This window comes from Aeromonas schubertii (genome assembly GCF_000820105.1).
GTDB lineage: Bacteria > Pseudomonadota > Gammaproteobacteria > Enterobacterales > Aeromonadaceae > Aeromonas > Aeromonas schubertii.
This window is the reverse complement of the sequence record NZ_CDDB01000001.1, coordinates 182852-204436: the sequence shown is the minus strand read 5'-3', so window position 1 is coordinate 204436 and position 21585 is coordinate 182852. Positions and strand designations below refer to the sequence as shown.

Annotated in this window: 18 protein-coding genes, 5 tRNA genes and 1 pseudogene; 8 read left to right on the top strand and 16 right to left on the bottom strand. The window is 63.0% G+C overall.

Translation table 11 applies throughout. The annotated features are described in order from the left end of the window. Position 1: 1 nt before the first annotated feature. Both BN1133_RS00860 and fsa read right to left on the bottom strand, forming a co-directional pair. Positions 2 to 187 carry a hypothetical protein gene (locus BN1133_RS00860; protein ID WP_050664671.1) on the bottom strand — a complete coding sequence of 62 codons (186 nt, stop codon included), beginning with the start codon at positions 185 to 187 and terminating at the stop codon, positions 2 to 4. Positions 188 to 267: 80 nt separating this feature from the next. Continuing rightward, complete coding sequence (gene fsa, locus BN1133_RS00855) at positions 268 to 921, bottom strand: fructose-6-phosphate aldolase (RefSeq protein WP_050664670.1); 654 nt, start codon at positions 919 to 921, stop codon at positions 268 to 270. Positions 922 to 1044: 123 nt separating this feature from the next. Between fsa and BN1133_RS00850 the strand changes: the two genes are divergently transcribed. The 4 genes and pseudogenes from BN1133_RS00850 (at position 1045) to BN1133_RS00835 (ending at position 7082) form a co-directional block, all read left to right on the top strand. Next, entirely contained in the window at positions 1045 to 1941 is an 897-nt protein-coding gene (locus BN1133_RS00850) for a glycyl-radical enzyme activating protein (RefSeq protein WP_050664669.1), read from the top strand. Between the two features lie 4 nt (positions 1942 to 1945). Next, positions 1946 to 4378 (top strand): formate C-acetyltransferase/glycerol dehydratase family glycyl radical enzyme, encoded by a 2433-nt coding sequence (locus BN1133_RS00845; RefSeq protein ID WP_050664668.1) that lies wholly within the window; start codon positions 1946 to 1948, stop codon positions 4376 to 4378. 70 nt (positions 4379 to 4448) lie between these two features. Continuing rightward, a complete protein-coding gene (locus BN1133_RS00840) occupies positions 4449 to 5192 on the top strand; it encodes a DeoR/GlpR family DNA-binding transcription regulator (RefSeq protein ID WP_050664667.1) in 744 nt (247 codons plus the stop codon). A gap of 70 nt (positions 5193 to 5262) precedes the next feature. Continuing rightward, positions 5263 to 7082 (top strand): annotated as a pseudogene (locus BN1133_RS00835) (extracellular solute-binding protein). Positions 7083 to 7131: 49 nt separating this feature from the next. Here BN1133_RS00835 and BN1133_RS00830 read toward each other — a convergent pair. Continuing rightward, positions 7132 to 7527, bottom strand: a complete 396-nt coding sequence (locus tag BN1133_RS00830; RefSeq protein WP_050664666.1) for a DUF2750 domain-containing protein — start codon at positions 7525 to 7527, stop codon at positions 7132 to 7134. Between the two features lie 69 nt (positions 7528 to 7596). After that, positions 7597 to 8154, bottom strand: a complete 558-nt coding sequence (locus BN1133_RS00825; protein ID WP_050664665.1) for a hypothetical protein — start codon at positions 8152 to 8154, stop codon at positions 7597 to 7599. 179 nt (positions 8155 to 8333) lie between these two features. Here BN1133_RS00825 and BN1133_RS00820 point away from each other — a divergent pair, with 179 nt between their 5' ends. After that, positions 8334 to 8582, top strand: coding sequence for a TIGR02647 family protein (locus BN1133_RS00820; protein WP_050664664.1), 249 nt, complete (start codon positions 8334 to 8336; stop codon positions 8580 to 8582). Positions 8583 to 8689: 107 nt separating this feature from the next. Here the strand turns inward: BN1133_RS00820 and BN1133_RS00815 are convergent, their stop codons facing one another. The 6 genes from BN1133_RS00815 to BN1133_RS00790 all read right to left on the bottom strand — a co-directional run bounded on the left by BN1133_RS00815 (position 8690) and on the right by BN1133_RS00790 (position 13831). Further along, positions 8690 to 8899, bottom strand: coding sequence for a cold-shock protein (locus BN1133_RS00815; RefSeq protein WP_005302803.1), 210 nt, complete (start codon positions 8897 to 8899; stop codon positions 8690 to 8692). 202 nt (positions 8900 to 9101) lie between these two features. Next, positions 9102 to 10202 (bottom strand): dihydrolipoamide acetyltransferase family protein, encoded by a 1101-nt coding sequence (locus BN1133_RS00810; RefSeq protein WP_050664663.1) that lies wholly within the window; start codon positions 10200 to 10202, stop codon positions 9102 to 9104. Continuing rightward, on the bottom strand, positions 10199 to 11182 hold the full coding sequence (locus BN1133_RS00805) for an alpha-ketoacid dehydrogenase subunit beta (protein ID WP_050664662.1): 984 nt from the start codon (positions 11180 to 11182) through the stop codon (positions 10199 to 10201). Before BN1133_RS00805 ends, BN1133_RS00810 begins: the two co-directional genes overlap by 4 nt. Beyond that, positions 11175 to 12263 carry a pyruvate dehydrogenase (acetyl-transferring) E1 component subunit alpha gene (pdhA, locus tag BN1133_RS00800; protein WP_050664661.1) on the bottom strand — a complete coding sequence of 363 codons (1089 nt, stop codon included), beginning with the start codon at positions 12261 to 12263 and terminating at the stop codon, positions 11175 to 11177. The genes BN1133_RS00805 and pdhA overlap by 8 nt, the downstream gene beginning before the upstream one ends. A gap of 234 nt (positions 12264 to 12497) precedes the next feature. Beyond that, complete coding sequence (gene astE / locus BN1133_RS00795) at positions 12498 to 13508, bottom strand: succinylglutamate desuccinylase (protein ID WP_050664660.1); 1011 nt, start codon at positions 13506 to 13508, stop codon at positions 12498 to 12500. 113 nt (positions 13509 to 13621) lie between these two features. Next, a complete protein-coding gene (locus BN1133_RS00790) occupies positions 13622 to 13831 on the bottom strand; it encodes a DUF1127 domain-containing protein (RefSeq protein WP_050664659.1) in 210 nt (69 codons plus the stop codon). A gap of 289 nt (positions 13832 to 14120) precedes the next feature. Between BN1133_RS00790 and BN1133_RS00785 the strand changes: the two genes are divergently transcribed. After that, a complete protein-coding gene (locus tag BN1133_RS00785) occupies positions 14121 to 15080 on the top strand; it encodes a DNA replication terminus site-binding protein (RefSeq protein WP_050664658.1) in 960 nt (319 codons plus the stop codon). A gap of 9 nt (positions 15081 to 15089) precedes the next feature. On the opposite strand, the gene BN1133_RS00780 is transcribed toward BN1133_RS00785, so the two are convergent. After that, positions 15090 to 18764, bottom strand: coding sequence for a DEAD/DEAH box helicase (locus tag BN1133_RS00780; RefSeq protein WP_050664657.1), 3675 nt, complete (start codon positions 18762 to 18764; stop codon positions 15090 to 15092). A 103-nt stretch (positions 18765 to 18867) separates the two neighbouring features. Then, positions 18868 to 19395, bottom strand: coding sequence for a tRNA adenosine(34) deaminase TadA (gene tadA, locus BN1133_RS00775; RefSeq protein WP_050664656.1), 528 nt, complete (start codon positions 19393 to 19395; stop codon positions 18868 to 18870). Between the two features lie 176 nt (positions 19396 to 19571). Here tadA and BN1133_RS00770 point away from each other — a divergent pair. Next, positions 19572 to 19648 (top strand) — tRNA-Pro (locus BN1133_RS00770). Between the two features lie 449 nt (positions 19649 to 20097). On the opposite strand, the gene BN1133_RS00765 is transcribed toward BN1133_RS00770, so the two are convergent. The 4 genes from BN1133_RS00765 to BN1133_RS00750 all read right to left on the bottom strand — a co-directional run bounded on the left by BN1133_RS00765 (position 20098) and on the right by BN1133_RS00750 (position 20507). After that, positions 20098 to 20181 (bottom strand) — tRNA-Leu (locus tag BN1133_RS00765). 43 nt (positions 20182 to 20224) lie between these two features. Beyond that, positions 20225 to 20300, bottom strand: a tRNA-His gene (locus tag BN1133_RS00760). A gap of 15 nt (positions 20301 to 20315) precedes the next feature. After that, positions 20316 to 20392, bottom strand: a tRNA-Arg gene (locus BN1133_RS00755). 38 nt (positions 20393 to 20430) lie between these two features. After that, a tRNA-Pro gene (locus BN1133_RS00750) sits at positions 20431 to 20507 on the bottom strand. 212 nt (positions 20508 to 20719) lie between these two features. Here BN1133_RS00750 and folD point away from each other — a divergent pair. Next, positions 20720 to 21574: a bifunctional methylenetetrahydrofolate dehydrogenase/methenyltetrahydrofolate cyclohydrolase FolD gene (folD, locus tag BN1133_RS00745; protein ID WP_050664655.1), complete on the top strand. Its 855-nt coding sequence runs from the start codon at positions 20720 to 20722 to the stop codon at positions 21572 to 21574. Positions 21575 to 21585: the final 11 nt, after the last annotated feature.

Sequence of the window (21585 nt, the reverse complement as noted above, 5' to 3'; positions counted from 1 at the left end):
CTCAGCGCCCGGCATCGGCGCCGGGTTGCAGCCAGTGTTGCAACAAAAACTCCTCATCCAGAGGCGAGAGGCAGAAACGCTGACTCGCCTCCTCGATGGCATGCCCGTCGTAGCGGTGCTGTTCATTGAGCCAACGCACGGCCCGTCGCAAGTCTTCCCCATGGGGAAGTAGAGTATGCTCGCTCATACCGGCCTCCTTGAGGTTGCTCTTCCTCAAGATTAGCCGTTGATACGCCCCCCCGACGAGGGGCGTATCACAAAGGGAGATCAGCCTCCAAACGCTCCCCGCCAGTCGGCATCGAAACGGGCGATGGCCTCCTCCACTGCCGGCACGGCCAGCAGTTGTTCGGCCACATCGACCGGCAGTGTGATGGACTGACACCCCACCAGCAGGCAATCGAGAGCCTGACGCGGCGTTCTGAACGAAGCGGCAAGCACCTTGCTGCCCGGCACGTGCAGAGCCAGCAAGCGCTGCAGCTCATCGACCGTCTTGAGACCATCCCCACCCTGGGCGTCGAGGCGATTGACGTAAGGTGCGACGTAGTGAGCGCCGGCCAGCGCCGCCAGCCACCCCTGCTGCGGGGTGTAGACGGCAGTGCCCAGGGTCGGCACCCCATTGCCGGCCAGACATTTGATCGCCGCCAGTCCCTCCTCGCACACCGGCACCTTGATGACCAGGTCCGGGTCCAGCTCGCGCAAGGCAAAGGCCTCACGCACCATCTCTGTCTCCCCTTTTCCCATCACCTGGGCAAACAGTCGCGCCTTGGGTCCCAGCAGATCGCGCAGGGCCGGCAGCAACTCGCGCAGCGGCAAACCGGCACGCGCCACGATGGACGGGTTGGTCGTAACGCCGGCCAGCGGCAGGATGCGGGCCCAGCGGCGCACGGCGGCCAGGTCGGCAGTATCGAGATAGAGCTCCATCTTTTTCTCCCTTCAGAAGCGAAACAACCGGGCACATCTTGGCCCAAGGCATCGCACATTTTAATGATCGAGATCAAGTCAGCTTTCGAACGAAAGATGAAGATAAAGACACAAGGAGGCCCCATGATCTTCGACCTGCAACGCTATTCGACCCACGACGGCCCCGGGATCCGTACGCTCGTCTTCTTCAAGGGGTGCCCCCTCGCCTGTCGCTGGTGTCAAAACCCGGAGAGCCGCGCGCCCGGCCCCGACATCCTACTCGAGCCGGAACGCTGCATCGAGGGCTGTCGGCGTTGCGCCGACGCTTGCCCCGAGGCAATCGTGCGTGACAGCGAGGGCCCACGCAGACTCACTCGACCCGGCCAGGAGGCAGCCGAGCGCCTGCGTGGCCTCTGTCCGAGCGAAGCGCTGCGCGTCTGCGGTGAGCGTCAACCGGTGGCAACCTTGCTGGCCAGGGTGCTGCGTGACCGCCCCTTCTTCGAGCGCAGCGGCGGGGGCGTCACCCTCTCCGGAGGCGAACCCTTCCTGCAGCATATCCTCTGCCGCGACCTGCTCGCCGCCTGCAAGGAGGCGGGGATCCACACGGCGGTAGAGAGCTGCCTGCACATTCCCTGGTCCCACATTGCCCCCAGTCTGCCTTACCTGGATCTGCTGCTGGCCGACCTCAAGCACGTAGAGGAGCCCGCTTTTCACCAGTGGACCGGCGGCCATGCCAGCCGGGTGCTCGACAACCTGGCACGCCTGGCCGCCGAGGGGGTGCCGATGCAGATCCGGGTACCCCTGATCCCGGGCTTCAATGCCGACCGTGCCAGTGTGAGTGCCATCGTCGCCGCCGCAGCCCGGCTCGGCACGGTACGCGAGATCCACTTTCTCCCCTACCACATCCTGGGCATGGGCAAGTACGCCCAGCTCGGCCTCCCCTACCAGGCCCCGCTCACCCCCCTCGATGATCCGGCCCTGCTTGCCTTCGCCGAGGCCGAGGCCAAACGCCACCACCTCACCCCTGTCTTGCGAGGATAAGACCATGACCCAGCTCGATCTCACCACCCTCAGTGACCGCATTCGTACCCACAAGGCGCGCCTCGTCCACATCACTCGCCCGCCGCTCTGCACCGAGCGCGCCCGCCACTATACCGAGGCCTACCAGACCCACGCCGCACGCCCGTTGCCGGTGCGCCGAGCCCTGGCCCTGGCCCACCACCTGCGCGAGCGAACCCTGTGGATCGACCACGATGAGCTCATCGTCGGTAACCAGGCAAGCCAGGTGCGCGCCGCGCCGCTCTTTCCCGAATACACGGTGGGCTGGATTGAAAAGGAGATCGACGAGTTGGCCGACCGTCCCGGCGCCGGTTTCGCCGTGAGCGAGGCGGACAAGCTGACGATCCACGCCCTCATCCCCTTCTGGCGTGGCCGCACCGTACAGGATCGCTGCCTCGGCATCTTCACCGACGAGCAAAAAGCGCTGCTGGAGAGCGGCATCATCAAGGCCGAGGGCAACATGACCTCGGGGGATGCCCACCTGGCGGTCGACTACCCGACCCTGCTCACTCTGGGAGTCGATGGTCTCGCCGACAAGGTCGCCGCGCGCCGCACCCGGCTGGATTTAAGCGATCAGGGCGATCTCGAACGCGAGCAGTTCTTGCAGGCGGTGGCCATTACCCTGACGGCGGTGAGCGAGCAGATAAAACGCTACGCCCGCCTCGCCGCCGAGATGGCCAGCACCGAGACGCGCCCCTGGCGACAGGGCGAGCTGCGCCAGATCGCCGCCAACTGCGCCCACATTGCCCACCGCCCTCCCGAAACCTTCTGGCAGGCGCTGCAGCTCTGTTACTTCATCCAGTTGCTGCTACAGATAGAGTCCAACGGACACTCGGTCTCCTTCGGCCGCATGGATCAATACCTCTACCCCTGGTACCGCCGCGAGGTTGAGCTCGGTAAGACCCTCCCCCGGGAGCACGCCCTGGAGCTGCTGCAGAGTTGCTGGCTCAAGCTGCTCGAGGTCAACAAGATCCGCTCCGGCTCCCACTCCAAGGCCTCCGCCGGCAGCCCCCTTTACCAAAACGTCACCATCGGCGGCCAGAACTGGGTCAATGGGCAGGCCCTTGATGCCGTCAATGGCCTCTCCTACGCCATCCTCGAGTCCTGCGGCCGGCTGCGTTCGACCCAGCCCAACCTCTCGGTGCGCTACCACGCCGGCATGAGCGACGACTTCCTGGAGGCCTGCCTGCAGGTGATCCGCTGTGGCTTCGGCATGCCGGCCTTCAACAACGACGAGCGGGTGATCCCGGAGTTTATTCGTCTCGGGGTGAGTGAAGAGGATGCCCACCACTATGCGGCCATCGGCTGCATCGAGACGGCGGTGCCGGGCAGGTGGGGCTATCGCTGCACCGGCATGAGTTTTATCAACTTCGCCCGCATCCTGCTCGCGGCCCTGGATGGTGGACGCGATGCCAATACCAAGCGGGTCTTCTTGCCCGAGGCGCGGCGCCTGAGTGAGGGGAGCTTCGCCTCGTTTGACGAGGTGATGGCAAGCTGGGATCGCCAGGTGCGCTACTTCGCCCGCAAGTCGGTGGAAATCGACTGTGTGGTCGACACCGTGCTCGAGCAGCAGGCCCACGACATCCTCTGCTCGACCCTGGTGGACGACTGCATCGAGCGGGGCAAAACCATCAAGCAGGGGGGCGCCGTCTACGACTGGGTATCGGGGCTGCAGGTGGGGATCGCCAATCTCGGCAACAGCCTGGCGGCAATCCGGCGCCTGGTGTTCGAGCAGGAGAGCGTGAGCCAGCAGGCCCTCGCCACCGCCCTCGAGCAGGACTTTGCCGGCCCCGACGGAGAGCTGCTGCGCCAGCGACTGCAACACGGGGCCCCCAAGTACGGCAACGACGACGACGGGGTCGACCCCCTGCTGGTGCGCGCCTACCATAGCTACCTGGATGAGCTGGCGGGGCTGCACAACACCCGCTTCGGACGTGGCCCGATCGGCGGCACCTACTATGCCGGCACCTCCTCCATCTCGGCCAACGTGCCCTTCGGTGCCGCCACCCCCGCCACCCCGGACGGGCGTCACGCCGGCACTCCCCTGGCCGAGGGGGCGAGCCCTGCGTCAGGTTCTGACCGACTGGGGCCGACGGCGGTGTTCAACTCGGTGGGCAAGCTGCCGACCGGCGCCATCCTCGGTGGCGTGCTGCTCAACCAGAAGCTGAGCCCCGCCAGCCTGGCCCATGAGACCGACAAACAGAAGCTGATGGCGCTACTGCGCACCTTCTTCGAGGTGCACCGGGGGTGGCACGTGCAATACAACATCGTCTCGCGAGACACCCTGCTGGCGGCCAAGGCAGATCCGGATCGCTATCGGGATCTGGTGGTGCGGGTGGCCGGCTACTCGGCCTTCTTTACCGCCTTATCGCCCGAGGCGCAGGATGATATCATCGCCCGCACCGAGCATACCCTCTAGACCCAAGTTCGGGTCTTCATGGCGGCCACGGCCGCCATGACGGTATGGGAGCCCTAAACCGAGTGACCCTATGAATCCACGCCATCAACAGATCCTCACCCTGGTCCATCAGGCCCGCAAGATGAGCGTGGCCGAATTGGCACGCCATACCGGCGTCTCTGAGGTAACCATACGGGGCGATCTCAATGCCCTCGAGAAGCTGGGCCTGCTCAGGCGGGTACACGGCTTTGCCGTCGCAACCGAGACCGATGCCCTGGACGCCCGCATCAGCATCAACTACCCCCTCAAGGAACGCCTCGCCGAACGCGCGGCTCAGCTGGTGGAAGAGGGAGAAACCGTCTTTATCGAAGGGGGGAGCGCCAACGCCCTGCTGGCCCGCCATCTGGCCAGGCGCAAGCGGGTCACCATCATCACGGTAAGCAGCTATATCGCCCACCTGCTCAAGGAGACGGACGCCCAGGTGATCCTGCTCGGCGGCCTCTATCAGCATGAAAGCGAGAGCGTGGTCGGCCCCCTCACCCGGGTCTGCATCGAGCAGGTGCACTTCGCCAGGGCCTTCGTCGGCGTGGACGGGTTTCAACGAGAGAGTGGTTTCACCAGCCGCGACGCCATGCGCTGTGAAGTGGTCAATGCCGTTCTGGCCAAGGGGGTCGAGAACATCGTTATCACCGACAGCAGCAAATTTGGGGCGATCCAGCCATACCGCCTCGATGCAGGTCCCATCGCCAGAGTGGTCACCGACGATGCCCTCCCCCAGGCCATGCGTCATGAACTCGCGGCGCAGGGCACCATCCTCTCTCTGGTCACCGCCTGAGTCAGCTTGATTGACCGGGGCCCGTCGACTGCTCATCATGGGGACTCGTTTTCACCAGTGAGCAATGGATATGCCTCTCTCTCTTCCCCGTTTGACTGCCGCTCTGGCCCTCTGCTGGGCCAGCCTCGGCTGGAGCGCCACCCTCCCCCCCGATCTGGTCTGGGAGACTAACGACAACGACACCACCTTCGCCGATCCGGCCGCCATCCCGGGCGGGTCTTCACCACCTTCATGACCAGCTTTCCCCTGACCTTTCGTAACTATGGACCGGATGCCAACGGCGGCTTCGCCGCCTTCCTGCGCGACAGTCGGCTGCCACTGCTGGCGAGCCATCCCGTCAGCGGCAAACCGATACCGATGATCGCCAGCCAGTGGGCATTTGGCAGCGATCACAAGACCATGTATTTTCGCATCAACCCCAAGGCGACCTGGTCCGACGGCGAGCCCATCACCGCCGACGACTTCCTGTTTACCCTGAAGATGCTGCGCGGCAAGGAGATTGGTGACCCCTGGTACAACAACTACTACTCGACCCAGATAGTGGACGTGACCAAGTTTGACGATCGCACCCTCTCCATCACCAGCGGCACCGAGAAGAGCCGCGAAGATCTGCTCGACTCACTCCCCTTCTCGCCGGAGCCGAGCCATGCCATCACCCTCACCCCGGATTGGGTGAAGAAGACCAACTGGACCGTGCTGCCGGTGAGCGGTGCCTATCGCATCAGCGAGGTGAAGAAGGGAAAATCGATCACCTTCAGCAAGGTGAAAAACTGGTGGGGGCAGAATGAGCGCTACTTCCAGCACCGCTTCAATGTCGATCAGGTGCGGGTGTTGGTGCTGCGCGACATCAACATCGCCTGGCAGCACTTTCTGCGCGGGGATATCGATACCTTCACCATGGTGATCCCGGCCTGGTGGCACGACAAGAGCAAGACTGCCGAGTTCAGGAAGGGGTACATAGAGCGCACCTGGCTCTATAACCAGACTCCCCAATCCCCCATGGGACTCTACCTCAACAATGACGATCCCCTGCTGGGCAATATCCATGTACGCACCGGCATCCACTACGCCCTCAATGTCGACAAGATGTTGAATCAGCTGCTGCGCGGCGACTACCAGCGCCTCAACAGCTACGGCAGTGGCCAGGGCCTTTTCACCAACACAGACCTCAGGGCCCGCCCGTTCGATCCCAAGCTGGCGCGCGCCGAGTTTGCCAAGGCAGGCTTCGACCAGCCGGGGCCAGACGGCATACTGCGCAACGCCGCCGGCACACCGCTGACTCTCACCGTCACCTACACCACCGGCGAGCACACCCAGCGCCTGACCCTGCTGCGGGAAGAGGCCAAGAAGGCCGGGCTCGGCATCGAACTCAACCTGATGGATGCCTCCGCCGGCTTCAAGGCGATGCGCGAGAAGAAGCACCAGAGTGCCTGGATGGCCTGGTCGGGTAGCCGCTATCCGGCCTATTGGGAGTTCTTCCACAAGGTGAATGCCCACCAGAGCCAGACCAACAACATCATGAATATCGACGACGAGACCATGACGGCCCTGGTGGAGCGCTACGACAAGGAGTTCGACTTTGCCAGGAAGGCCGAGCTCTCCCGCCAGATCCAGGCACGCCTCTATGAGCTTGCCAGCTTCGTGCCCGCCTATCAGGTACCCTACACCCGAGAGGGAGCCTGGCGCTGGGTACGCCTGCCCAAGGTCCCGGGTACGCCCCAATCCGATACTCTCTACTGGCCCCTTGACGGCGCCAGCTCAGGATATAGTTACGGGGGGCTGTTCTGGATCGACCCCAGAGTCAAGGAGGAGACCCGTGCCGCCATCAAGGAGGGCAGAGCCTTCGAGCCAGTCACCCGGGTCGACGAGACCTATCGCCTCGACAAGTGACGAGCACAAAAAAGCCCCGCGATGCGGGGCATTTGATGGGCGGTGACGCTTACTTGGTGCGCTTGGCCAGCTTCTTCTCGATGGCATCGGCCACTTCGCCCGGCTCGACCACGATCCCTTCCTGATCGACGGTCGGGAACACGGCCACGCACAGCTCGTCCTCTTCCATGCCGGCGATCCAGCGATCCATCCACACCTTGAGGGTGATGGCCTGGGGCTTGCAATCCGCCCATTCGCCGTCGGCCCACGCCTCGGCGTATTCGGGGTGCGGCCACACCGGAATGCAGTCCTCATCCTCGGTGGTCAGCATCATGACGCCGTGCTCATCGGTCAGCACGTAGAGCTCACCGTGCTCCACCAGCTTGGTGATGAAGTGATCGTAGCGATAGTCGGCGTTGAGGCTGAGCGCCGCATTGCGCTCGGTATCGGTCAGGGTGTAGCTCATGGTGGCCATCCGTTTAAGGGGGAGAAAATCGGGGCGCTATGGTCACACGACCCCGTCCCCTTGTCCAGATCAGCCGGCGATCTCGGGCCATACCAGCTCGATGCCAGCCTCTTCACAGAGACGGCTGCGCAACCAGTAAGCACACTCCACCTCGGCAAACACCAACTGATCCTCGCCGCCCCGAGCCGCGCTCAGAATCCCTTTGAGACGGGCCTCGAGCCCCAGCTGCCACCCCTTCTTCAGCATGGGCATGGCCTCATCCACCAGCTCACGACGCAGCTCGAACAGGTTGTCGGTGATGGGGCGATTGATCTTCTCCGGTGACTGCCAATAGATGTCGAGGTTACCGAGCAGCTCCTCATCGTACTGGGCGAGCGCCACCACTCCCTCGTCCCGGCTCTTGGCCACCGGGGTAACGGAGCTCCACCCCCCCTTGAGATCCGGTAGTTCGTTCACCGTGCGCGCACCGGCCCCCTGGCGCAACGCCCTCACATCGGCGCTCCCGAGGGGGGGAAGCCAGAGGCGGCCGCCATGAATGTCCAGCTGCTTGATCAGCCGCGAATTGGCGTAGTGGGGAAAACGGGGGGAGAGCTGATGCAAGAGGGAAACCAGCACGATACGAGGCATGGAAAACTCCGGAATTCGTCGAGGGGGGCATCATAGCATGAAAGCCCGCACACCCGGCCCGCGACGGGTCAATAAAGCAGCGATCGCACCGGACATCTGCAATAGTTTGAGGCAGCCCTCATTCCACCCGCGCTCGGGGTGCTAAGGTGCCCACAGGATCCCATTTAAGGAGTAACGCCATGCTTGGCATTAATCACATCTCCCACGAACTGGTCGATGAGCTCAAAGTGCTCGCCTGCTACGACCCGGCCAATCTGGATCAAGGGGTCAAACTGCACAAGGAGAGCCCCCAGGGACTGCATGATGCGGCGCGCCGACTCTACGATCGTGGCCTGATCGCCTCTCCCGATGGCGGCTATCTCACCCCCTTCGGCCGCACCCAACTCGAACACCTTCAGCATCTGCTGGCCGCCTTGAAAGGGGCCTGAAAACGAATAAAAGAGGGGGTCGCAATGCGACCCCCTCTCTCTTTCCCCCCGAAAGAGGACAAACAAAAAGCCGCTGCCAGGCAGCGGCTTTTTTAAATTCTGTGCAATTACAGAGCAGTTACGTTCTCAGCCTGCGGGCCTTTCTGGCCTTGGGTCACGGAGAACTGTACACGCTGGCCTTCAGCCAGGGTACGGAAACCGTTGCCTTGGATGGCGCTGAAGTGTACGAACACGTCCGGGCCGTTTTCTTGCTGGATGAAGCCGAAGCCCTTGGTTTCGTTGAAGAACTTAACGGTACCGGTGATCATGTTAGACATATCTTTTAAACCTGTATTCAAAAATAACTCGTGCCTTTCGGCGGACAAAGCTTCGAAACGGGAGTGACTTATGAACAACAGGAAGAGATGCAGAACATCGAACTCATTGACATAAATGACGCCTTTTTCAAGCTCGGTTGATTATACGTGGCCTTGGCCAATTAGCAAACGAATTCTGCCCCGCTTAAATGCGGGGCAGTATTTAACCGTTTGCCGACTCGAGCGCATTGACCAGCGCACGCAGGAAACGGGCCGCTTCGCCACCGGTGCAAGCACGGTGATCGAAGGTGACCGAAAGGGGTAACGCTCGCACCGGGCGCGCCTCACCGTTGACGAACACCACCTTCTCAAACAACTTGCCGGCACCGACTATGGTCACCTGGGGTGGCGTCACGATGGGGCTGGCGTAGCGACCGGCGATGGCACCGAAGTTGGTGAGGGTGATGGTCGCTCCCTGCAACATCTCTCGCGGCACGGCGCGCGCCTTCACGTCCGCAATCATGCGATCGAGCCCACCGCGCAGATCCGCGCCGGCGCGATCGGCCACGTTCTCCATCACGGGCACATAGAGACCGTGTCGGGAGTCGACGGCAATGGCGACGTTCACCTCATCAAACAGGCGGCGGGTCAGGGTCTCACCGTCGAACCAGGCATTCATCGACGGCTCGGCGCGGCATGCCACCCCGATCCCCCTGATGAGACGCACTGTGACATCCTCGTCGCTGCGCCAGGCGCGCAAGTCCACCTCATCGGTGATGGTGACGGGAACCACACTCTGATGGGAAAGGGTCATCGCCTTGGCCATGGCCCGGCGCGCACCCTTGAGGATCTCGTTGTGGCTTCCCCCCTGGGCCTCGAACGCCTGCTGTACATCCGCCTCGGTGACCAGGCCTGCCGGGCCGCTGCCCTTGAGGTGCTCCACATCGACCCCCAGCTGCAAGGCGAGCCGGCGCACCGCCGGCATGGCCTGGGTCAGGCTGCCACCGGCAGCCACGGCACCGACCACGAAGTGATCCTCCAGCACCTGGCTACTACCGTGCACCTTGCCAACCACGGTGCCATCGTCTTCCCCCCCCTCAAACTCGACCAGAGGGGCACCAATGTGCAGTATGTCACCCTCATTTGCACAGAGGTTGGCGATGACGCCGCTCACCGGTGAGGGCACATCTACCAGCGCCTTGGCCGTCTCGACCGAGAGCAGCACCTGATCCACCTCGACCCGTTCCCCGGCCTTGACTTTCCACTCGACGATCTCGGCTTCGGCCAGCCCTTCCCCCAGATCCGGTAACTTGAAGAATTTCATGTCCAGCTCTCCATGAGATTGCGCGCCGCATCGACGATGTCCTGCTCGTCGATGAGGTAATAGGCTTCATTGCGATAGTAGGGCACGGCGGCATCCACCCCGGTCAGGCGCTTGGGGGGGGCCTTGAGGACGGTCGCGGCCTCTTCACAGACCCGGGCGACGATCTCGGCCCCCACGCCGAAGCTGCCGCATGCCTCGTGCACCACCAGCAGGCGCCCGGTCTTGCGCACCGAGGCGAGGATGGTAGCCATGTCCAGCGGCTTGATGGTGGCCAGATCGATCACCTCGCACTGGATATCCTGCTCGGCCAGCACGGTGGCGGCACGCTGGATCTCCTGCAGGCAGGCCCCCCATCCCACGACCGTGATGTCACGCCCCGGGCGCAAGGTATAACAGACATCCAGCGGCAAACCGGCTCCGTCATCCTCCACCCGTGACTTGACCGAACGATAGATGCGGTCGGGCTCGAAGAAGAGCACGGGATCCGGGCAGCGAATAGCAGACAGGAGCAGGCCATAGGCCCGTCTTGGGCTCGACGGGATCACCACCCGCAGCCCGGGGATGTGGGCAAACAGGGCCTCGATGCTCTCGCTGTGGTGCTCCGGCGAATGGATGCCGGCCCCGTAGGGAGAGCGATAGACGATGGGGCAGCTCAGGCGTCCGCGGGTGCGGTTGCGCATGCGCGCCGCCTGGCAGATGATCTGCTCCATGCCCGGAAAGATGAAGCCCTGGAACTGAAACTCGGCCACGGGCTTGAGCCCCTGGGTGGCCATGCCGACCGCCACCCCGGCGATCAACCCCTCGGCCAGCGGGGTGTCGATAACCCGTTTGAAGCCGAACTTGTCGCGAAGACCGACGGTAGCGCGAAAGACCCCGCCATTGACCCCCACATCCTCACCCAGCACCACCACATCCGGGTCATGCTCCATCTCGTGATGCAGGGCCATGTTGATGGCCTCGAGAAGACTCACCTCACTCATGACCCGCCTCCATCCGCATGGCCTTGGCAATAATGCGCTCACGCTGTGGCAGCAGCTCGGCCGGCAGCTCGGCGTAGTGGTAGTCGAGCATGGCCTCGGGCGGCTGGGCCTGCAGCGCCTCGTAGCGGGCGACAGCCTGCTCTACTTCGGCACCGGCCTCGGCCAGCAGGGCCTGCTCCGCCTCTTCGTTCCACCAGCCCCGCTCGGCCATGAACTGGCGCAGCCGCTTGACCGGCTCCTTGTTCCAGGCGGCCTCAACATCCTGGGCATCCCGATAGCGGGTGGCGTCGTCGGCGGTGGTGTGATCCCCGAGGCGATAGCTGATGGCCTCGATCAGGGTCGGTCCCTTGCCGGTACGGGCCCGCTCCAGTGCCCGTTTGACCGCATCATAGACGGCCACCACGTCGTTGCCGTCCACCTGCAGGCTGTGCACACCGGCCCCGATCCCCTTCTGGGCAAGAGTGGGCGCGGCCGATTGCAGCTTGCGTGGCACCGAGATAGCCCACTGGTTGTTGTTGATGATGATGACCATGGGCAGGTGCCAGACACCGGCACAATTGAGCCCTTCGAGGAAGTCCCCCTTGGAGGTCCCCCCATCCCCTATGGTGACCACGGCGACCCTGGGTTCTCCCCTTAACTTGAAGGCAGAGGCCACCCCACAGGCGTGGGTGATCTGGGTCGCGATGGGAACACAGATGGGCAGGTCTTCGGAGGGCGTACCGTCGCGCTTGGTGAAATAGCTGCCACGCTCATCCCCCCCCCAGTACTGCAGGTTCTTCTCCATCCCCACCCCGCGCACATAGAGGGTGGGCATGTCACGGTAGTAGGGAACATAGACATCCTGCTCCCCCATGGCGAGACCGACCCCAATCCCGACCGCTTCCGCCCCCAGGTGGGAGGGGAAGGTACCGAGTTTGCCGGTTCGCTGCAGAGCGATCGCTTTCTTGTCATAGCTGCGCACCGCCACCATGTTGCGGTAGAAGGTGTGCGCCAACGCCTTGTCCAGCCAGGTGGGCAGATCGGCCACCGGGCGCCCCTCCTCATCGAGGTAACGCAGGAGGGGTATCTCGACATGGGTCATAACTGGCTCCTTGCCGTTCAAATCGTCACCGATTCTGATGACCCCTTGAATGTAAATACCTTGTTAACAACAAAGCAAAGGGATTCGACCAGGTAAGACCAGTAGAAAGTTCTTAAAAAAAGTGAAGTTAATGAATTTTTATCAATCTTGGCACGTCAATACCGCAAATGGTGCGACTTAAGCCCGGGACACGCCCATAAAAAGAGCGCCCTCAGGCGCTCGACAAGGGAAGGCTTATGGCCACAGCCGGGTCGGCACCACCATCAATACGGTACGCTGGCCCACCGCTACCTTGGCGTTGGGGAAGACCACCGCCTCACGCTCGGCCTCGACCTGGTGGCGCAACTCGCCATCCTCGGCCAGCAGAAAACCGCGGGGGAACTCGGTAAAGTTCTCCACATCGTCGGCAAACAGAAAACGAAACGCCTCGCTGCGTTTGTTAATGACCCGGCTGATACGAAAGAAGAGAAAATCGTCGGCACGCCAGGGTTCGAGGGGAACCTGGTCACGGGTCACCAGCGCCTCGAGGGCCAACTTGGCCTCGATAAAGCGGGTCATGTCGTTCTCCCCGAAGGGGCGCACCTTGCCCAGCTCGACGGTGAATCCATGGGCCCCAAATTCCCGCGTGCTGAAGTAGCTGAAGGTGGTAGTGGGACTCTCGGAGAGAAGAAAGGTACGCACACCGCAGGCACCGAGGAAACGCACCTGCTCCTGGCTGTACTCGCGGCCCTCCCCGAGGAAGGGGTAGACGGCAAACTTTTCGTGACGGGAGCCCCGGATGGCGGTGTGCAGATCGTAGTGGCAACGCACCTCCCCTGCCCCTTCGTAGAAGCGGGCCACATATTGCTCGAGGCGTTTGGCGCGCATCCGCTCACGGTTGCACAGACCCGGTCCCCGGCTGTGGGCGCCCGAGAAGAGGCGGTTCATGTTCTCTTCCACCTCACGCACCCCGAGGTTCATCGCCGCCGGATTACCAAAGAGAAAGAGGGTTCGGTGGCGAGCACGCAGCTCACCCGAGAGGAGGCGCCGCAGCAGATCGTTGCAGATCTCGATGGGGGCCGTCTCGTTACCGTGGATGCCGCTGGAGAGGATCAGAGCCTTGGCGCCCGGGGAGGCTGGCTCGAGGCAGAGCACTCCCGTGTCCCACACTTCGACGCGGTCACCATGGGGCAGGGAGAAGGAGAAGGGCTCGAGCTGCCACTCATTGGCGCGGCTCAGGGCCAGAAAGTCGTGATCGGGGATCATGCTTACCTCACTGTACGCAACTTGGCCGATTATAGGGCCAGGCGCAGAGGCATCACAACTTATTCAAGAATATCAAACAGTAATGAAACGACGAGGCATCCGTGCCCCGACCATCAACCACGCCAGAACGGCTTGGTGCTCTCCTGATAACGATCGGACTCGCACAGGCCGATGTCACGCAGCAGGTATTCCGGCATTTCGGCCAGCTGGCGGCGACTGCGGCTGCGCTCGAGCCAGGTCAGCAGGGTGTGTTTGATGCGGGCGACCACGGACTGCTCGCCCTTGTGCTCGTAACCGGCTTCGATATAGGTGATGTCAGCCATGATGATTCTCCTCGGTGTTGTTGCGGCAAAGTCTAGGAGAGGGGCTCATCTGTCTCAATTGACGAATTTTAATACAATTCATTAGTAAAACTAATGAAAATGACACCCCTCGAAATGGGTGCAATTAATTGATATAAAAGAACTTTAATTATTCAATGCCGCCAGGACGACCCTGTCAGCATTTTATGCTGGCACCTAGGTGGTTAACTATGCATTCGATGACAGGAAGCATGCACCGCCCTCCCTGTCGGCCCTCCCGGCACGAGTGCGGCGCCACAGAGATATGTTAATGAAAAGAAACGAAAACGATCTTTTTTTAACAGGTGAGGCGGTCAATCTGCCCGTCACCTTTACCCCCGTCGCCCGTCTGCGCCACCTGATGCACGAGCTGGAGGGCACTCTGGTCGAGCTCGGCCAGGCGCTTACCCAGGCCCCCTTGAAAATGGCCAGGGTACACCCGCTTCCTCCGGTACCGGAGGGGGGAGAAGAAGATCCCATCGTGCGCATCGAAGTGGCCACCCTGGAGGGAGAAGAGGCCAGGGCGGCCGCCATCGCCGCCTTTGGCGAGCATACCCTGCGTCCGGGCTGCTCCACCAAGTCCACCTTGCGGCTGCCGGGCCTGCTCCACTACCCGGCCGCGGCGGCCGTCACCCTGGCACCGCTTATCGAGCGGATCAACTGCCTCAAGGGGTTGTTTCAGGAGGAAGTGCAGCAGGCGGGAGAGCGGGATGACAAGTTTCAGCTGGTCCATCAGGCGCTGCCGGGCACCATCACCCTGCAGGTCTATCGCCAGTTACCGCTCTACTGTGGTGAACTGCTCACCATCGGTTTTACCTGGGCCGACAAGCAGGCTATCCGCAAGCTGGGTCGTCAGGAGGTGATCGCCATGCTCGAGCGCAGCAAGGGATATGTGCCGGCCATCATCGGCAAGGAGGAGTGGATAGGACGGGTCGAGCGGGAGATAGTGGATGTAAAGCGCCTCCCCCCGGGGGCCGAGCTGCGCATTCGTCGTCCGGTCAAGACCCACCCCATGGCCAACCTGCGTTGGGGTGACAGGGAGAGCGCCAAGCAGCAGGTCAAGGCGAGCCTGCCACTCATCGTCTGCAGTGACGCCCCCCTCAAGGCCAAGCCGCTGGGACACTACCCCAACAAGCCACGCCAGCCCCGCAACGACCGACGCGGGGCTGAGCGGCTGCTGATAGAGCGACTGCACCTCTATGTGCGCGACGAGCCGCTCCCGGAGAAGTGAATAGGCGACCTACCCCAGCAGCAGATTACGCAAACTCTCGAGATCCAGTGGCCCGGCCTGGGACTGGCCGCTCAGCAGGCTGTCGGCCAGGGCACGCTTCTCGCTGTGCAGGGCCACAATTTTCTCCTCGACCGTCTGCTCGCACACCAAACGGTAGACGGTCACCGGCTGGGTCTGTCCCATGCGGTGGGCCCGATCGCTCGCCTGATCCTCTACCGCCGGATTCCACCAGGGGTCCAGGTGCAGCACGGTATCGGCCTGGGTCAGGTTAAGTCCGGTGCCCCCCGCCTTGAGGCTGATGAGAAACAGGGGTACCGACTCGCTTCTGAAACGCTCGATGGCGTGCTGACGCTCCTTCATGGAGCAGGCCCCATCGAGGTAGCAGTACTCCCAACCCCGCGCCTCCAGCCGGCGACGCAGCAGGGTGAGCAGATCCACAAACTGGCTGAACACCAACACCCTGTGGCCCCCGTCGATCGCCTCCTCGAGCAGGGCCATCGCCTCATCGAGCTTGCTGTTGGCCTCCTGCCACTCGGGCAGTAGCAGGCTCGGCGAACAACAGAGGCGGCGCAGTCGGGTCAATCCGCTGAGCACATGCATCAGGGTTCGCCCGTCGCTGCTCTGGATCTGCTGCACCACCTCGCGCCGGGTCGCCTCATAGAGCTCACGCTCGGCCTGGGAGAGGGTGATGTGGTGGACTATCTCGGTCTTCTCGGGCAGCTCGGCGAGCACCTCCTGCTTGAGGCGGCGCAGCACGAAGGGGTGAATGACCGATCGCAGCAGGGCCATGTGCTGGGGATCCCGGCTGGCACGACCGAAGCGGCGTTTGAAATCACGCTGGCTGCCAAGCAAGCCCGGGTTGATGAAGGCAAACAGACTCCACAGCTCCCCCAGGTGGTTCTCCACCGGGGTGCCCGAGAGGGCGAGACGAAACGCCCCCTCGAGCCGGGTCAGGATCTTGGCACGCTGGGTGCCGGCATTCTTGATCTGCTGCGCCTCATCGATCACCAGGGAGGCCCAGCTCACCCGCTCCAGGGCATCCCCCAGGCTCGGCAACAGGCCGTAGTTGATCAATACCACCTGGCCGGCATGGGCCCCCTGCACCAGATGGGCCCCCCCCCAGGATTGATCCAGGGTCACTATCTCAAGCTCGGGAGCAAACCGGGCGGCTTCTTCCTGCCAGTTGGTGAGCACCGACTTGGGCACCACCACCAGGGCCGGTCCCGCGCTGGCACGCAGTCGCAATACGGTAAGGGCCTGCAGGGTCTTGCCAAGGCCCATGTCATCGGCGAGGCAGGCGCCAAAACCGTGGCTGGCGAGGGAGGCCATCCACTGCACCCCCTCTCGTTGATAGTCCCGCAGCGGGGTGAGCAGCTCATCCGGGCACTCGGCCGGCTGGGCCCACTCATCCTGCAGTTGATTCCACGCCTCGTCCCCCTGGGTCGAGACCGCCGAGAGCAGGCGCATCAGGGGATAGGCGAGGCGGCGGCTGACCCTCTGCTCATCATCGAGCATGGCGCCAAGCAGGGTGAGCCGCTCCGAGAGCTTGTCGCTGATGATGACGCTGGTCTGCTCGTCGAGCATGATGCTCTTCTGGCCCGGGCGGAACTGACGCAACAGCAGCCGCAGATCGAGCACCTGATGTTCGTCGAGGGCCAGGCTCCCCTCCAGGGCAAACCACTCCTGACGCTGCTCGATCCGCAGGCTCAGGGTGGTCTCATCGAGGGAGCGCAGTCGCTGACTCTCCTCGTGCCAGAAGATTCGCACGCCACCGGCCACCCACTCGGGGAGAGCGGCGAGAAACTCGATGGCGGCCTCCTCCTCAAGCTGCCAGTTCAGGCGCGGCATATCGAGGGCCAGGCGCTGGCACAGTTCACGCCATGCCTCGCGCTCGGCCACCAGATCCCGCTGCCAGTAGTCATTGCCTCGCACATCGCTGCGTACCACCGCATCTCCGTGGGCCAGTGGCAACGCCGGGGTCTGCTCCCCCTGGGTGACGAAGGCCAGGTGCAGCACCCCCTTGCGCCAGTCCAGTTGCACTCCGGCCTCACCGGGCCAGGGAATCAGCCTGGCATTGCCGCCAAGGGCCGCGTCCTCACAGCACCAGTGCAGCCCCTCGAGCTGTCCGAGGGCCTCGGCCACCCGGGGCAGTTGCTCCACAGGCCAGCGACGCTCGGCGGGAAGCAACTCGCGCAGAGACTCGGGTTGGCGCACCACCTGCCACAGATCCCCGGCCAGGGGCACTATGCTGGCACCGCTGCCCACCTCGGGGAAGAGCCGGGCCTGGCCGGTAGCAGTCAGATAGATGAGGGGCTGGGTCAGGGCCAGTTGCAGGCGTTGCCCCTGGGCGTTGTAGAGATGGGGATGGGCCGCCAGCAGCGTCCAGAAGTCGTGGGACCAGTGACGCTCCTCCTTGCCATACTGGCGCAGCAGGGCCCAGTCCTCCTCCCCCAACAGGGCGGGGTATTGGGAAGAGACCAGCGCCAGCTCGACCCGCCGCCCGGCGGTCCACTCCCCCTTGACACCCAGCTTCTGCACCCGGCACTCCAGGGTGGGCCCCTCCAGCAGCAGGTTCCACACCAGCCGCTCCTTGACCTTGCTGGCACCGGCACTGCGTCCCAGCCCCTGCAGCCAGTTGAGCCAGCCAGCCGGCTTGAGCGGCTCGGCCTCCTCCTGCCAGGTGTCGATGCCGACCAGGGGGCCCGCGACCACAGGGCGACCGGTGAGCAGGCGCAGCAGATCCTGGCACAATCCCATCAGTCGATGACGGGGCGAGGCCGCCAGCAGCTCGTCGAGGGACCACTTGCGCAGGGCCTGCAGGGCAGAGCCACTCTCCCCATGACGACTCATGGCGCAGAGATCGATCCACAGATGCCCCCAGAAGACTTCGTCGGGGGGCAGTTGCAGCATCTCGAACAAGCCCACCGAGTGGCGCTCGCCATCCCACTGACGCAGGGCATCTTGCAGGGCCGCCTGATGGCCACACTGACGCAGCACGCTCTTGCGCTCGCTGGCGGCCAGGGCCGGATCGTGCTGCTGCAGCACACCGAGCCACACCAGGGCCGAGAAGAGGGGCTCGCGGGGACGCTGGGCACCGAGCTGGACCCAGGCTCCCTGATCGAGCTCCTGCTGCCAGCCCTGGGCCAGATCCGGCCAATGGGGCAGATGCTGACCGTCGGCCAGCCACCAGGACTCCTCCTCCAGCCAGAGCGACAGCCTGCTCTGCGCCCCCTTGCCAAGACGGCGACCATCCAGTTCGATGGGGCGAGCCTCCAGCAGGGCCTGCGCCGACCAATAGTCGATCATCAGTTGCTGCCAGGCGGGAGAGGCCCCCTCGAGCAGGCTCAGGGCATCGCTCTCATCGAGCATCTCAAACAGGGCGTGGGGCAATTTGGCGGGAGGAGTGCCCTTGCCATCGAGCAGGGCGGCAATCCATCCCAAGGATTCGGGCCAGAGAGGAGCCGGCGCGGCGCCCTCCCGGATAGCCAGCAACAGCGTCAGGGTACCGAGGGCAGAGATGGCCCATACCCCCTCCCCCCGCTCGCGTACCAGATCCTCGAGGACCAGGGCCTCCAACGCCTGGGTACAGGCAGGAAAGAGGGCGACCAGACGGGTGGTGGAGAGGGGACGGCGAACCAGCAGGGTCGTCAGGATATCGTATTGCAGGGGGGAGAGGCGTGACACGAAACGGGATCCAGACAGCGTAAAAGGCCTGATTTTAGCGCCAAAGCCGCCTCGACTCGACCCTATTGTCTGATAAAGAGCACAAAAAATGCGGGGCCAAGGCTCACAACCCCTGCTCGTCAGAGGGTACCGCGGCGCGGGCCTTCGCCTTCGCCGCTTTCTGCTCGCTGCGACGACGCTGAAAGAAGGCGGAGATCTGGGCGGCGCACGCCTGCCCCAGCACACCACGGCTGACCGTCAGCCGATGATTGTGACGCGGGTCGGCCAGCAGGTTAAACACCGAGGTATCGGCTCCGGTCTTGGGATCGCAGGCCCCGTAGACCACCCGGGCAACCCGGCTATGGATGAGGGCACCGGCGCACATGCAGCAGGGCTCCAGGGTGACAAACAGCTCGGCCCCCACCAGGCGATAGTTGCCCATCTTCTCCCCGGCGGCGCGCAGGGCCATCACCTCTGCGTGGGCACAGGCATCGTGAGTGGTGATGGAGCGGTTCCACCCTTCCCCTATCACCTCCTCCCCAAGCACCACCACGGCCCCGACGGGGACCTCACCTATCGCCTCGGCGCGGGTGGCCAGCATCATGGCGTGACGCATCCACCGCTCGTCGCGGCACTCTTCTCTCTCGTTCATCTCGTGGTTCAGGCTCTGTGATTGAGTCGCGGGATTATGGCAAAAGCGGCTCGACAACCCAAGTTTTGAGCGCCTTGAACAAGAAAGAAGCAAACGGCATGACCTTGATAAAAAAGGACTTGCGCTCGAGAAGCGAGTCCTTTAGAGTTCGTCCCCGTCAGCAAGGCTGACCACGTCGGCGTGTAGCGCAGCCAGGTAGCGCACTGTCATGGGGTGTCAGGGGTCGGAGGTTCAAATCCTCTCACGCCGACCATCATTCCCCCGAAAGGCCCTCTCGAAAGAGAGGGCCTTTTGCTTTTACCTGCTCCTCTGACCAGGTGATTTTTTAGGCAGAACCACTTGACTCTGCATGGTCATCCCGATAATGTGCGCGCTCTCACGCCGGAGCTGGCTCCCAGGGACGTGACTCGGTGGCAGGAATCCACCCCGCCGGCTTGCTTATTCACGATGACGAGGCAAGCTAGATGACCAACCCCCCTTCGACCACCCCCACCCCTGACGAAGAGAGCGACACCCAGGTGGTACGACTCGACATCGTCGATCTGGCCGAACCGGACGATGAATGACCCAGCGCAGCAACCCGGCATCAAGCCGGGTTGTTTGTCTCGCTCGCCAAAACGAGCTCGCGAGGAGTCTGTGGCTGAGAACAGAGATAAAAAAAACCGGATCACAGACAGTGATCCGGTTCTTTCATTTCAAACATGGTGCGGAAGGAGGGACTTGAACCCACACGCCTAAGGCGCCAGAACCTAAATCTGGTGCGTCTACCAATTTCGCCACTTCCGCCGAGAAGGGCTGCAAGAGGCCAGGGCATCTTGCATAAAGAGGGTGGGGTGGCTGATGGGACTCGAACCCACGACAACCGGAATCACAATCCGGGACTCTACCAACTGAGCTACAGCCACCACAGCAATGAAAAATGGCACGCCCTACAGGATTCGAACCTGTGACCCACGGCTTAGAAGGCCGTTGCTCTATCCAACTGAGCTAAGGGCGCACTGTCTTCATCGTATCAGGCATTCCACCTGTATAAAGTGGTCGGTGATAGAGGATTCGAACCTCTGACCCTCTGGTCCCAAACCAGATGCGCTACCGGACTGCGCTAATCACCGATGCCGCTTGCCAGCATACCGACCAAGGTCGTATCAGGCAACGGGCCGGCATAATACCCAAGCGTGAAAGCCAGCGTCAATGACTTTTTCTGCCAGTAAATTCAAGTGGCTACTTCTTACGCGCCGGGCCTTCGCGCGTACAAAGCATCTGTCAGCGGATGACAAAAAATGCGACAATGCGCCGCCCTTCAAATGACGGTGAGTTGAGGATTATGTCAGCCAAGATGATTGATGGAAAACTGGTGGCGCAAACGATTCGCAGCCAGGTGGCGGCCCGGGTCAAGGAGCGGGTGTTACACGGCAAGCGTGCCCCGGGACTGGCCGTCATCCTGGTGGGAAGCGATCCCGCCTCCCAGGTCTATGTCGGCAGCAAGCGGCGTGCCTGTGAAGAGGTGGGCTTTGTCTCCCGCTCCTACGACCTCAGTGCCGACGCCACTCAAGAAGAGTTGCTGGATCTGATCGATCGCCTCAACAACGACGGCGAGGTGGACGGAATCCTGGTGCAGTTGCCCCTCCCCGCCCACATGGACACCACCCTGGTGATCGAGCGCATTCACCCCGACAAGGATGTGGACGGCTTCCATCCTTATAATGTGGGTCGTCTGGCCCAGCGCATCCCGGCCCTGCGTCCCTGCACCCCCAAGGGGATCATGACGCTGATCGAGACCACCGGCATCAAGACCCATGGGCTGCACGCCGTGGTGGTGGGTGCCTCCAACATCGTCGGTCGTCCCATGACCCTCGAGCTGCTGCTGGCCGGCTGCACCACCACCACCTGCCACCGCTTCACCCAGGATCTCGAGGCCCATGTACGCCGCGCCGATCTCTTGGTGGTGGCCGTCGGCAAGCCCAACTTTATTCCCGGCGAGTGGGTCAAACCGGGCGCTGTGGTGATCGATGTGGGGATCAACCGTCTGGCCGATGGCACCCTGGTCGGCGATGTGGAGTTTGAAACCGCCCGCAGCCACGCCAGCTTCATCACCCCCGTCCCCGGCGGCGTCGGTCCCATGACGGTGGCCTCTCTCATCGAGAACACCCTCGAAGCCTGCGAGCAGTATCACGACTAAGGAGCAAACGG